The organism is Sorangium sp. So ce117 (genome assembly GCF_051524395.1).
GTDB lineage: Bacteria > Myxococcota_A > Polyangia > Polyangiales > Polyangiaceae > Sorangium > Sorangium cellulosum_B.
On record NZ_CP150309.1, the window covers coordinates 5,114,166 to 5,126,356 of the forward strand.

At 68.4% G+C, this 12,191-nt stretch carries 7 protein-coding genes and 1 pseudogene; 3 read left to right on the forward strand and 5 right to left on the reverse strand.

Annotated elements, in window-relative coordinates:
* Positions 1-48 precede the first annotated feature (48 nt).
* The gene (locus tag WMF46_RS19055; RefSeq protein ID WP_437986909.1) at positions 49-2,907 is read left to right on the forward strand and encodes a hypothetical protein; all 2,859 of its coding nucleotides are present in this window, start codon (positions 49-51) and stop codon (positions 2,905-2,907) included.
* A gap of 650 nt (positions 2,908-3,557) precedes the next feature.
* Complete coding sequence (locus WMF46_RS19060; protein WP_437986910.1) at positions 3,558-4,922, forward strand: FG-GAP repeat domain-containing protein; 1,365 nt, start codon at positions 3,558-3,560, stop codon at positions 4,920-4,922.
* Positions 4,923-4,998: 76 nt separating this feature from the next.
* Here WMF46_RS19060 and trpS read toward each other — a convergent pair whose 3' ends face one another.
* The 5 genes and pseudogenes from trpS to WMF46_RS19085 form a co-directional block, all read right to left on the reverse strand.
* On the reverse strand, positions 4,999-6,051 hold the full coding sequence (gene trpS / locus WMF46_RS19065) for a tryptophan--tRNA ligase (protein ID WP_437986911.1): 1,053 nt from the start codon (positions 6,049-6,051) through the stop codon (positions 4,999-5,001).
* A gap of 343 nt (positions 6,052-6,394) precedes the next feature.
* Positions 6,395-6,520: pseudogene (locus WMF46_RS19070) on the reverse strand (sigma 54-interacting transcriptional regulator); the annotation flags it as partial.
* A gap of 550 nt (positions 6,521-7,070) precedes the next feature.
* Positions 7,071-7,751, reverse strand: coding sequence for a hypothetical protein (locus WMF46_RS19075; RefSeq protein WP_437986912.1), 681 nt, complete (start codon positions 7,749-7,751; stop codon positions 7,071-7,073).
* A gap of 78 nt (positions 7,752-7,829) precedes the next feature.
* Positions 7,830-8,291 (reverse strand): hypothetical protein, encoded by a 462-nt coding sequence (locus WMF46_RS19080; RefSeq protein ID WP_437978529.1) that lies wholly within the window; start codon positions 8,289-8,291, stop codon positions 7,830-7,832.
* A gap of 393 nt (positions 8,292-8,684) precedes the next feature.
* The gene (locus WMF46_RS19085) at positions 8,685-10,085 is read right to left on the reverse strand and encodes a sigma 54-interacting transcriptional regulator (RefSeq protein ID WP_437986913.1); all 1,401 of its coding nucleotides are present in this window, start codon (positions 10,083-10,085) and stop codon (positions 8,685-8,687) included.
* Positions 10,086-10,329: 244 nt separating this feature from the next.
* On the opposite strand from WMF46_RS19085, the gene WMF46_RS19090 reads away from it, so the two are divergent.
* A complete protein-coding gene (locus WMF46_RS19090; protein ID WP_437986914.1) occupies positions 10,330-12,186 on the forward strand; it encodes a hypothetical protein in 1,857 nt (618 codons plus the stop codon).
* The last annotated feature ends 5 nt before the right edge of the window (positions 12,187-12,191 follow it).

A 12,191-nucleotide genomic window follows, 5' to 3' on the forward strand; every position in this document is an offset into this window, starting at 1 on the left:
TGCCAGCTCCCTGTTCAGCTCAATCGTTCTCCCACAACATACCGTCATGTGCTCGCCGTCTCCCTCGTGACCCTCTTCGGGTTCCAGGGGGGATGCACGCCGTCTGGCGACGTGACCGGCGACCTGGATCTCGAGGTGCCGAGAGACACCCTCGACGGCCCCTCTCCCGGAGGGCTCCACCCGCCCATCTCGTCGGAGAGCGGGTTGATCGATCCGATCCTGAGCAAGAGCCCGGGGAACGAGCCCGCCGTGGCGTGCGGCGACGACGTCTGCCTCGTGGCCTGGCGTGACGACCGCGACAGGCGATCTCGGATCTACGGCGCCCGCGTCGCGCTCGACGGCACCGTCCTGGACCCCTTGGGCATTCCCCTCCTGGCGGCCGGATACCCCGCTGTCGCCGCCCAGGGGGACGGTTTCCTCGTCGTCGGCGTGGGCGCGGCGGAGGACGGCAGCGGCGCCCAGGTGCGCGGCGCGCGCGTCAGCGCTGCGGGCGCCGTGCTCGACCCGGGCGGCTTCGCGCTCTCGCCCTCGTCGCCGAGGATCTTCGGCGGCCCAGCGATCGCCTTTGACGGCACGAGCCACCTGGTCGCGTGGGTACGCCGCAGCGGCGCGGGGATGTGCGACGGCGTGATCGAGGCGACGCGGGTCTCGACGGCGGGCGTCGTGCTCGACCCGCCGGGGACGATCGCGCTGTCAACCACGGTCTGGGGCCATGTCCATCTCGCCTCGGGCGGCGCGAGCTCCTTGCTCGCCTGGGTCGAATGCCCAGGAGAGGGGCTGGCTCGGGTGCGCGGCGCGCGCGTCAGCCCCGAGGGCGCGCTGCTCGACGCCGCGGGGTTCGCGATCAGCCCGACGTACCCTTTCAACAATATCTCCTGGCTGCCCTCCGCGGCGCTTGCCTTTGACGGCACCAACTACGCGGTCGCCTGGCATCGCTGGGAGGATGGCTCGCTTTCCCAGATCGAGGCTGCGCGGGTGACGCCGGCGGGCGCGGTGCTCGACCCGGGTGGGCTCACGGTCGCGACGCTGCCGCCGTACGTCGCGACCAACCGGCTCGCCGCGGCATTCGATGGCGCCGCCACCGTGCTCGCCTGGGACACCTTCCCGACGGACGACCCAGACTTCCCGACGGAGACCGCACGGGTGAGCCCTGCGGGGGGTGTGATCACGCCTCCTGCACCGGCGTTGAGCACCGGTCTGAACATCGCGATGGCCTCGAGCGAGGCGGGCGTGCTCGCCGCTTGGGTGAACCTCGGCGCGGGGACCACGCACGTGGCAGGCGCGCGGCTGAGCGCTCTGGGAGCGAGCCTCGACGGTCCGGCCGGATTCCCGATCTCCAGGCACGCGGACGAGCAGCGGGTGCGCGCGGCCGCGTCCGACGGCGAGAATTTGCTCGTGCTCTGGAGCGACGATCGGGACGAGCTCAGCGGCAACCCCGGGCTCATCGCCGCGCGCGTCACGCCGACGGGCGCCGTGCTCGACCCCACCGGCATTCCGATCGCGAATGAGCCGGGCGGCATCGCGCGCGCGGTCTTTGACGGATCGAGCTTCCTCGCGGTGTGGTGGTCCCCCGACGCCAGCGCCCTCCGCGCGGCGCGCGTGAGCCCGAGCGGCGTCGTCCTCGACGCGAGGCCGTTCGATCTCCCCCTCTACTTCGAGGGGATCCCCTACGGCATGGCCGCGGCCTCGAATGGCGAGGGCACGCTCGTGGTCGCGCCTGATGAATCGCTTGGCACCGGCTTCCTGAGAGCGGTGCTGGTGGATCAGGCGGGCGCGGTCACCCCGCAGCCCGAGCCGCTCAGCTTCCCCTCGTTCAACCGCGTTTGGGTCGACGCCGTCGCCGGCGGGTCGGGCTATCTCGTCGTGTGGCACGACGGTTCGACGCTGTGGGGTCAGCGCCTCGATGGCGGGGCCGCGCCCATCGACGCCGCGCCGTTCATCGTTGCCGTCAACCCCGATAGCAGCTCCAGCCCCGAGAGCGCCATGCGAGGGCTGAGCGTCGGCTTCGATGGCGGCGGCTTCCTCGTGGTGTGGGAGCAGGGCGCGTGGCTCCATGGCGCGCGCGTGAGCCCCGACGGCTCTATCCTGGATCCCGACGGTTTTCCCATTGCGCCTGTCGACATCGGCGCTGCTTCCTGGCCCAACTGCGAGTGGTCCGCGGCGGGCCCCGGCTGCCCGGCGCTCGCGTTCGACGGACAGCGCTTCGTCCTGGCCTGGAAGTCTCGCTCTGTTCCAGGCGATGACGGCTCCCTGGATCTCTTTGGCGCCGAGCTGAGCTCGGAAGGCGCTGTCCTGTCGACCTTCCCGCTCTCCACGGAGCCAGGCGTCGAGGGGCCGGCCGTGCTCGCGTCCGCGGGCGACAGCAAGACCCTCCTTGCATATACGCGTTTCCTTCCGGAGGCACCGTTCAGCGCCGGGCGCGCGCGGGTGCGCCTGCTCGACAGCTCCGGCAGCGGCGGCGGCGGCGCTGGTGCGGGCGGCGAGGGCGGCGCTGGTGCAGGCGGCGGCGGTGCGGGCGGCATTGGTGAGGGAGGTGCCGGTGTGGGCGGCAGCGGCTCGGGTGGCGGCGCAGGTGCGGGCGGCAGCGGCTCGGGTGGCGGCGCAGGTGCGGGCGGCAGCGGCTCGGGTGGCGGCGCAGGTGCGGGCGGCAGCGGCGCAGGTGCGGGCGGCAGCGGCTCGGGTGGCGGCGCTACCTCGGGTAGCAGCAGCTCGGCAAGCAGTAGCTCGGCAAGCAGCAGCTCGGGTAGCGGCGCTGGCGCGGGCAGCAGCGGCTCCGGTGGTGGCGGCGGCTCATCAGGAGGCGGGTGCCAGATGGCTGCCGCGTCCTCCGTCGCGACGCCGGCATTCCTTCTGGTGCTTGCCGGCTTGTTCCTCCAGCGCCGAAGAAGCCCGCGTAGAGTGGGTTGAGTGCGTGTCCTGCTCTCCTGGATGAGTTCATCCTTCTTTTGAAGGATTCTGAGTACGCTCTCACCTCAAAGCCTGTCTCCGCTCCCCGAACGCGGTGACCTGATCGTGCGTAAGCGGAGCAGATCGGGCGCCAACTTCTCTGACACGGGGGGACGAACGATCGCACAGACGGGTGAGCAGGCGGCAATCACGCTGCCTTGCGCGGCCAAAGGCCGTCGTCCGCGCCTGGTTCCATGACGCCGTGCGTCCCTCGATCTAGGCGCCAAGAGCGCAAAGACGCTAAAAAGCAAGGTGTCTGTCCTCGGTTGCGCCTTCGCGGAAGAGGTGCTCCGGGGGCTCACGGAGCTGGACGCGTGCCGCGGTAGAAAATTACACCACGGTGCGTTGCCGGCAGGGAGGACCGTCGTGACCGGCTCGGCGACGCGATGCGGCGGGCAAGAACGCGCGGCCGCGTGCCTGATGACGCGCTGCGATTTTCCTGCTCCAATGAATGCGTAGCTCGTTCAGCGCATCGTAGTCGCCGGGCCGCCGAGGGCGTGGGGATGGGCATGTCCCGGAGACGTTCAGGTTCGTGGGTTTCACTTGTCTTGCGGAGGTAACCTATGAGGTTTGCGCGACGCAGCAGCGGACGCATGGTGGTAGCTTGTTGTTTGCTTGTTGGCTTCAGCTCGGGGTGCGAGAGCTCGGTCGTCCTTCCCGAACCATCTCCCCACGACGACTCGGTCGATTCGCCGCGGGACGAAGAGGCGGCTGACGTCGGCTCGCCGGACAGGCCCGTTGCCTGGCGCGGGACGGCCGAGCGCGTCGTCGATGTGTCGAACGGCGGCGGCGCCGATGTGTCGAACGGCGGCGGCGCGGGCGATCGATGCACGGGCCCGTTCCCGGGCGACGAGCCGAGCGACGGAAGCGGCTACTACCTGAAGCCCGGCCTCCTCTATCCCGCGGAGTCCTCGGGCGTGTACATGGGTCAGCTGTCGCTGGGCGACATCGACGGGGACAGGCGCTTCGACTTCGTGAGCACGGATCGCAGAGCGCTGTACTTGCAGATGCATCCGCGGGTACGGGAGCTAAACGGCGAAGTCATCTACACCTCTTCCACGCCGGCCAACTCGGTCGAGGACACGCTGCTGCTCGACGCGGACCACGACGGCGCGCTCGATGTCGTCGTCGCGCAGCAGGAAGGGCTCGCCTTCCTCCGCAACCAGGGCGGCGGCGCCTTCGAGCCCCCGACGATGATCACCGCGCCAACCACGTTCTCCCCGACCGCCGTGGACCATGACGGGGATGGCGTCCTCGACATCGTCGGGCTCGGTTATCACAGCAAGATCCTCGTCTACCGGGGCGACGGCGGCGGCGGATTCGAGCTGACCCACGAGCTGCCGGCCGGCGTGTTCATGTCCGGCATCGTCACCGGCGATCTGACCGGGGACGGCCGCCCCGACGCGGTGATCGCGATGACCGGCGTGGGCGCGGGCATCGCCGTCTTTCCGCACGACGTCGAGCGCGGGTTCGACACGACCGGGCAGCAGGTCTTCTTCGAGACAACGCCGCCGAGCTCAGGCGTCTCGTTCGTCTCGGTCGCGGTGGGCGACGTGAATAACGACGGACGCCAGGACGTCGCCGCCGTCACGCACGAATACTCCGACGGGCCGATGCGGGTCTGGATCCTGCTGCAAGACGAGCTCGGCCACCTGACCGCGCCGCAGCCGCTGCTCACCATCGATGATCACCAGTATTTCGTCTCAGGAGGACTGCAGATCACCGATCTGAACCTCGATGGGCGGAGCGATCTCGTGGCGGTCAGCCGAAACACCGCCGAGATGTGGTCGTTCCTCCAGACCCAGGAGGGCACGTTCGAAGCCGAGGCGGCTCCATTCCCCGGCACCTTCGAGAACATCGACGGTTTCGGCATCGGCATCACCGATTTTGACTGCAACGGGTGCCCTGACGTCGTGGGCGTCCAGCTCGACGGTCTTGTCGTCTTCCGCGGTCGCGGCTGCGCGACGGCGCCTTGAGCGCTCCCGCGGGCGGCGCCTCCTGCCCCTCGTCCAGCCCGCCCTGAGTTCGTCCCGCCGGGAGCGGGCGAGCGGCTCAGCGGATGGAGCCTCGCGTGAGGAATCCTACGGCCTCGTACATCCGCCTGAGCGTGGGCTCGGCGCGCTCAGCCGCGCGCTCCGCGCCTCGCGCCAGGATGCGGTCGAGCTCGCCCTTGTCCTGCAGCCTGGCTTGATACCCCTCGCGCAGCGGACGCAGGAGCTCGACGACGATCTCGGCGGTCTCCACCTTGAGATGGCCGTACTGCTTGCCCGTGTAGCTCTCGACGATCGCGCTCGGGTCCTTGCCGGTGACGGCGGCCTGGATCGAGACCAGGTTCGTCACGCCAGCCTTGTCTTCGCGCTCGGGAGCAAAGACGATCTCGCTCCCCGAATCGGTCACGGCGCGCTTGATCTTCTTGCGGATCGCGTCGTCGCTCTCATCCAGAAAGACGGTCGCGTTGAGGTCGGCATCCGACTTCGACATCTTGGCGGCCGGATTTTGCAAGCTCATGATCTTGGCGCCGACTGGAGGAATGTAAGGCTCGGGCACGCGGAAGATGGGGTTCCTGACCGTGACCGTCCCGTCCTTGGCGGCCTCGGCGTCGCCATAGGCGTTGTTCACGCGCATCGCGATGTCGCGCGTGAGCTCGAGGTGCTGCTTCTGGTCCTGGCCCACGGGCACAAGATCGGTCTGGTAGAGCAGGATGTCGGCGGCCATGAGCACGGGATACGAGAAGAGCCCCATGCCGATGTTCTGCTGCTTGGCGGTCTTGTCCTTGAACTGCGTCATGCGCGAGAGCTCGCCCATGTACGCGTTGCAGGTCAGGAGCCAGCCTAGCTCCGCATGCGCCGGCACGTGCGACTGGACGAAGATGATGTTCTTGCCCTCATCGAGCCCGGCCGCGAGGTACATCGCCAAGCCTTCATACGTGCGGTTGCGCAGCTCCTTGGGGTCTTGAGGCACGGTGATCGCGTGCATGTCGACCAGGCAGTACAGGCAGTCGTACTCGTCTTGAAGCTTCACCCAGTTCTTCAGGGCACCAAGGTAGTTGCCGAGCATGAGACGTCCTGAAGGCTGAATTCCAGAGAAGATGATTTTCTTTGACATTGGCGTCCCCTGCGAGCGGGCCTTTATATGGCATGTTGCGACCCGCGGCAACAGGCCCGCCCACTGCGCCGGACCTCGCGAATCGTGTGGTTCTGCTCCCGCAAGAGCGCATCACGCTGCGCCTTCGAGGCGCTCGCCCGTCGCGCATGCTCTGGATCCGCACGGGCCGCGAGGCATCCAGGCCCCCGAGCGACGCGCAGTGCGCGCGCTGGATGGGCTCGACCGACCGGATCGCTGAGCAGCTCGCCCGCCGTGGGCGGGCAGGGGACGTGCATCCAGCCAGGGCAGCGTCACGCAGCCGGTGGAGCAGCGGCGCGCGAAACCTGTCTTGCGCCACGGCTTGTTCCAGATCGACGTCCGTCGCGGCAATGACCCGGACATCCACCGCGCGCTGCTCAGTGTCGTCGAGCGGCAGGATCGCGCCTGTCTCGAGCGCCCGGAGCAGCATGGCCTGGACATCCATCGGCATGTCGCCGGTCTCGTCGAGGAGGAGCGTCCTGCGCCTCAGCCGCTGCTCACCCTCGATGACCACCAGTCTTTCGTCTCCGCAGGCCTGCAGATCGCCGATCTGAACCTCGATGGGCGGAGCGATCTCGTCGCGGTCAGCCGAAGCACCGCCGAGATGTGGTAGTTCCTCCAGACCCAGGAGGGCACGTTCGAAGCCGAGGCGGCTCCATTCCCCGGCACCTTCGAGGACATCGACGGTTTCGGCGTCGGTATCACCGATTTTGACTGCAACGGGTGCCCTGACGTCGTGGGCGTCCAGCTCGACGGTCTTGTCGTCTTCCGCGGACGCGGCTGCGCGACGGCGCCTTGAGCGCTCCCGCGGGCGGCGCCTCCTGCCCCTCGTCCAGCCCGTCCTGAGCTCGTCCCGCCGGGGCGCGCAGCCTCGCTTGCTCAGCTCACCCCTCGTCGACGGTCTGGCGCCCCTTGGGGAAGAAGTCCTCGAAGATCGCGATGCCCTCCCGGGCCGCGCGCGGGCCAGATGCCGAGCGGCTGACCTGGCGCTGGTCTTCAGATCACAGCGGCATCGGCAGCTCCTCGCCCTCGCGCGCGAGGTAGGACACGACCACCACCTTGCCGGTGTTCGGATCGCTCACGGGCATCGCGAAGAACCCGCCGTTCCAGGGCCGCTTCTGCGGATCCATGAACGCCTCCTGCATGAACTGCTGCATCTGCGCCATGTCGTCGTGCTCCGTCTCGAAGCGGCACATCGAGCTGCGGCACTCCACTGTCCGCAGCGACGAGCGCTCGGGGAGGGCCGATCTCAGCTTCTCGCGCGCCGCCTCGCTCGCGCTCGCGGTCCACTGCGTGTCGGTCGTCTGCTGCGCGAATACGTCCTGGATCCGCTCGCTCACCTCGGCCATATCGACCGGGCGCGGCCCGGCCGGCGCGGGGCTCTCGCCCTGCTCGTCGTCGGGCTGCCCCGACGCATCGGCCTCCTCCCCGGACGCAGGCCGCAGCGCGGCGTTCGGCCGGGCGGCGGCCTCCAGACGGCGCTCCAGCCGCCGCACCGACTCGGCGCTTGCGGTACCGCCGCGCGCCTCCTCCAGGTCGCGCGAGAGCTCGCCCATCTCGGCGCGCATGCGCGCGAGCTCCGCCTCCTGGGCCTTTTGGCGCCGCCACTCGAGGACGAACATCGTCACGGCGCCGATCACCGCGAGCGCGGTGAGAACCTGCCCTATCCGCTTCATGCCCATGACTCCCTCCATTGCGCGGCCAGCCGGCCCGAGCAAAGCCGCGGGAGCCCCCCGCTCCCGCGGCACACGCCGTCGATCTCAGTAGCGGACCTGGTTCACCTGCCCGCCGGGGCCGACCCAGCAGGCGACGTAGGCCGCGCCGTCGGGCTGGAAGAACGCGCCGGGGATCACGATGTCCTGCCGCGAGCCGAACGCGGGCAGGTTCTTGTACTGGTTTCCCCAGTAGGCCCCCGTCGCCCTGTCCACCCCGATCGACGCGCACTGCACCAGTCCGGTCGTGTTGGCCGCGTACGCGGTGACGGTCGCGTTCAAGTAGTTGTTGAACGGCCCTGGATCCATGGTCACCGGGAGGACGATGAGCTTCGCGGCGCTGCAGTTGTTGATCAAGCTGCCGGTGCTCTCACTGAAGCACCCCGCGTCGGCGGCGTTCGTGGGGCGCCCGAGGAAACCGACGGCGCTGCGGGCCGCGGCGGGCAGCGTGATGGCGCCGAGGGCGAGGGCGGATGCGACAACGACGGTGCTTTTCACGAAACGGTTCATGGCGAATCTCCTTTGGTGGTCGCTGAGTCCGTCGCAATCTCGCGACGGCCGGCTCGTCGGACTCTTCAGCACGCCAGCACGCGCCGGGCCAAGGGCACAGTCCGGGAATGCTCCGAGCGCCGCTCGGAGGCCGGTGCCGGTCAAAATCGACTCGCAAATTCGCGTAATTGTTATGAAAACGGACAATCTTTGCCGCTGCCCGTAGGCCATGGCCTCGAGGCCGAGGCCTCGCTGTATAGAGGCTGGCCCCTTCAGAGCGGCGCGCGGGACCGCTGGCACGCTTAGGAGCGGGGGCCGAAAGGAGCGCTGCTCAGGTTCGCGATCCCCTTGTTCGAAACCTTGGTTGTTGCGCTGTTGCGCTGTTGCGCTGCGCGTGGCGCTGCAGGGCTGCCGCTATCGGCGGAATCGCTCCGCGTCGATGGCGTACCGCTTCAGCCAGCGCTGCACTTGCATCCGTGCCTTGCCCATCGCCTTCGCGACCGCGGTGATATTGCCTCCGTGTTCGCCGAGGAGCGCGACGAGCTCGTCCCGCCGCGCGGCATCCTCGGCCGGCAGCGCTTCGAGCGCGCGCTGCACGGCCGCGGGGAGGTGCTCGAGCTCCAACTGCTTTTCCTCTCCTGCGAGCACGACCGCCGTCCCGAGGCACTTCTCCAGCTCCCGCACATTTCCCGGCCAATCATGGCGGAGCATCGCCCTCGCCGCGCGCGGGTGGATCCGGATGCGCGCCGCCTGCTCCGGCGGGAGGCGCGCGAGGATCGCGCCAGCGAGCAGGCCGAGATCCTCGCGGCGCGCGCGCAGCGGGGGAAGCTCGACCTTTTGGCCGGCCAGGCGGTTCCAGAGATCGGCGCGAAATGAGCCCGCAGCGACCATCCGTTCGAGGGATCGGTGGGTCGCGGCGATCACCCGGAGATCGACCGCGATCGAGCGCGTGCCGCCGATCGGACGGACCTCGCGCTCCTGCAGGGTTCGCAGCAAGGCAGCCTGTGCCGGCGCCGGCAGGTCGCCGATTTCGTCGAGGAACAGCGTGCCCCGATCGGCGCTGCGGACGAGGCCGAGGCGATCCTCCGTGGCCCCCGAAAAAGACCCCTTCTTGTGGCCGAAGAGCTCGGCCTCCACGAGGTCCTTCGGGAGCGCTCCGCAATTGACGGCGACGAAATCGCCGGGGCGCCCGGAGAGCGCGTGGAGGGCGCGCGCCATGACCTCCTTGCCGGTGCCGGTCTCGCCTTCGAGGATCACCGAGACGGTCGAGCGCGCTATGGGGACGAGCTTATCGAACACGCGGTGGAGCTGGGGGAGCACGGTCCCGAAGCCCGGGACCACCGGGCGCAAGGCGGCCAGGTCGAGCACGGGCGGCTCGTTGGGGTCGCAAGGAAGGGCTTCCCGGTAGAGGAAAAAAGTTTGTCCGAGCTCGATCAGGTCGCCGTCCTCGAGTTCGTCCCGTGTCGTCCGGATGCCGTTGACGAACGTACCGTTCTTGGACCCCTGGTTGTCGGGGCCGACGTCGTCGATGACCCAGCGCTGGAGCAGCTTGCCGAGGCGCGCGTGGGGCGCCGACATGCGGCGATCATCGGTACGAATCGTGAGGCGGGCCCCCGGACCGGTCGTCGCCTCGAGTTGTCGGGTGGCTCCGCGGCCGATGTCGAGCCCATCGAGCTTCGCAAGCGAGACGCGCACGGGCAGGGCGAGGGGGCGGTGCGCCTCGAGGACGAGGAACAGGTGGGGGCGGTGGTGGGCGTCGCCGATCTCCTTGGGCTCCTCGGTGGAGGAGAGCGTGCGGTCCTGGCCGTCGATCATCGCGGCTGCTCGCGTGAAGCATCGCATGCCGCGTCCTCGAGGGGCAACAGGCCTGAAACCTCGGTCCTTCAGCACGCCGGCCATGGCGCGCTGGGCTGGTGCGGTGCCCTCTCGTCTTCAAGGCGCCGCTAGCAATGCCCCGACGGTGCAACAGGGGTGCAACACCGCAACGCTCGTCCCGCGGATCGAGAGCGCAGCGAGAGGCGCGAGCAGGCGGGCACACGTCTTGTATAGGGCTCCGGGGATGAAACTTCGCCACCTCGTCGCCTCGCTCGCCCTCGTGCCCGCCGCCCTTGCCACGGGGTGCGGTTCAGAAGGCACGCAGCCCGAAGACATGCTCGAAGAGGTCACGGGCTCGGCGCAGCAGGCTCTACAAGGGCCTCGGTTCGAGATGCCGCAGAATGGGCTCGACCCGCTCGCGGTCGATTCGAACTTTGACCTCTTGTGGAATGTCTGGCAGCATCCGCTCAATCGTTCGGGGTTCGCCCACACCCTGTCGACGACGGTGAACTTGCCGGACAATACTCCCGTGGACATCCCCAGCCTGTTCACGCGCGAAGGGCCCGCGGGCGCCAGGTACCTCATGGAGGAGATCGTCTCGTGCGCGCTTGATCCGAATCAGAAAGTGGTGGTCACGATCGGTGGCGTCAAATTCACTTGGAATGGCGAGTTCGGCCTCTGTGGAGCGGAGTCGCCGTTTGGCAATTGGGGGGAGACGAGCGCTACCTACGCGTGTCGCGGCGTCGTCTCTGCCTGCCTGCTTGCGCGGATGAACGCGCTCGGCAGGCATGTCCCCATCTCGATGCGCTTCCCCGCGCACCTGCCTGCGCCCAAGGTCCGGGCCCAGACCACGCTCCGTGATGGGAGAACGATCGAGGGCTTCACTCCCTGCGATCCGAATGACGCGGACCCCACGGGCAACTGCGGTTGGAAAGCGGATTTCGTCGGAATCTGCCAGCGGAACCACTCCGTGACCTTGCAGCGCAACGGAGCGGCCAGGGTGCGCGTGTGCAAAGGCATTCACGGGTGTGGATACGACCTGCAGATCTCGAGCTCCACCAGCCGTGCGCCATATGCAGGCTTCGTGCAGGAGTTCGATGTGAATGCCATGAATGATCCCATCACGTTCACATGCCCCGATGACGTGGCCGCCGCACCGCTCGGCGAACCTACACATGCTTACTTCAGCGTCATGGTGGCGCCGGCCGCCCGCGAGGGGAACATTCCAAAGAATCCCACCGTGCAGCCCATTTGCGGCGCTGTCTATCCCGCTGCTGAGCGAGAGGTGTTCACCTATCCCGAAGGCGCATTCTATGGCAACGTCTTCCCAACGAAGGATGACGGAGTCGATCGATTTGCGTGCTATAGTGAGCTCTGGGAACAAGGCGTATCGTACCTTGCCGATCGGCTCTGCGCAGATCCGGATGCGAACAGCTGCCTTTCCGTCGCACCCCCGGCCTGTCAAGACGTCTGCGGGCACAGGAGCCGTCCAGGAGACGCCTACTCCAACTGCGAGAACCTCGGTTCGCAGGATCCGGAGGATGCATGGCCCTGGCCCGGGTTCACCGTTTTCCTCAACGATCCCCGCGATCTCTCCAGCGGCTCGACGGCCCTGGAATCCGACCCGACGCTCGACGGGACGTCGGACGACGTGGCGCCGGACAGCGACCTGTCCCACGAGGATCGCACGTTGGGCGATTTCCGGCCGCGTACGACCAGAGCGACTGCCGCGAACAACGCGGCGTGCAGCGCTTGCAGCCACCCCGTCTGCACCACGGGCACCCCGCTCACCAATGAATGCGGTCCGATCGTGACGAGCATCTGTGCAGTAGACCCCTTCTGCTGCAACACCGCCTGGGACGACCTCTGCGTCAACGAGGTCCAGAGCGTGGCGAACGACCTGCGATGTGTCGCCGGCGCGTGTGCTCACAAGCTCTGTACCGAAGGCGCTCCTCTCACCTCGGGCTGCGACGTCCCGCCCCTCGCCGCCCCGGGCTGCGTGACGAGCATCTGTGCAGTAGACTCCTTCTGCTGCGACGTTGCCTGGGACAACCTCTGCGTCGACGAAGTCCAGACCGTGTGCGGCAAGATCTGCAACTGAGCCGC

Coding starts and splice junctions, on each gene's coding strand:
- trpS (WP_437986911.1), bottom strand. CDS start 6,051: ATGTCAAAGAAAATCATCTTCTCTGGAATTCAGCCTTCAGGACGTCTC.
- WMF46_RS19075 (WP_437986912.1), bottom strand. CDS start 7,751: ATGGGCATGAAGCGGATAGGGCAGGTTCTCACCGCGCTCGCGGTGATC.
- WMF46_RS19080 (WP_437978529.1), bottom strand. CDS start 8,291: ATGAACCGTTTCGTGAAAAGCACCGTCGTTGTCGCATCCGCCCTCGCC.
- WMF46_RS19085 (WP_437986913.1), bottom strand. CDS start 10,085: ATGATCGACGGCCAGGACCGCACGCTCTCCTCCACCGAGGAGCCCAAG.
- WMF46_RS19090 (WP_437986914.1), top strand. CDS start 10,330: ATGAAACTTCGCCACCTCGTCGCCTCGCTCGCCCTCGTGCCCGCCGCC.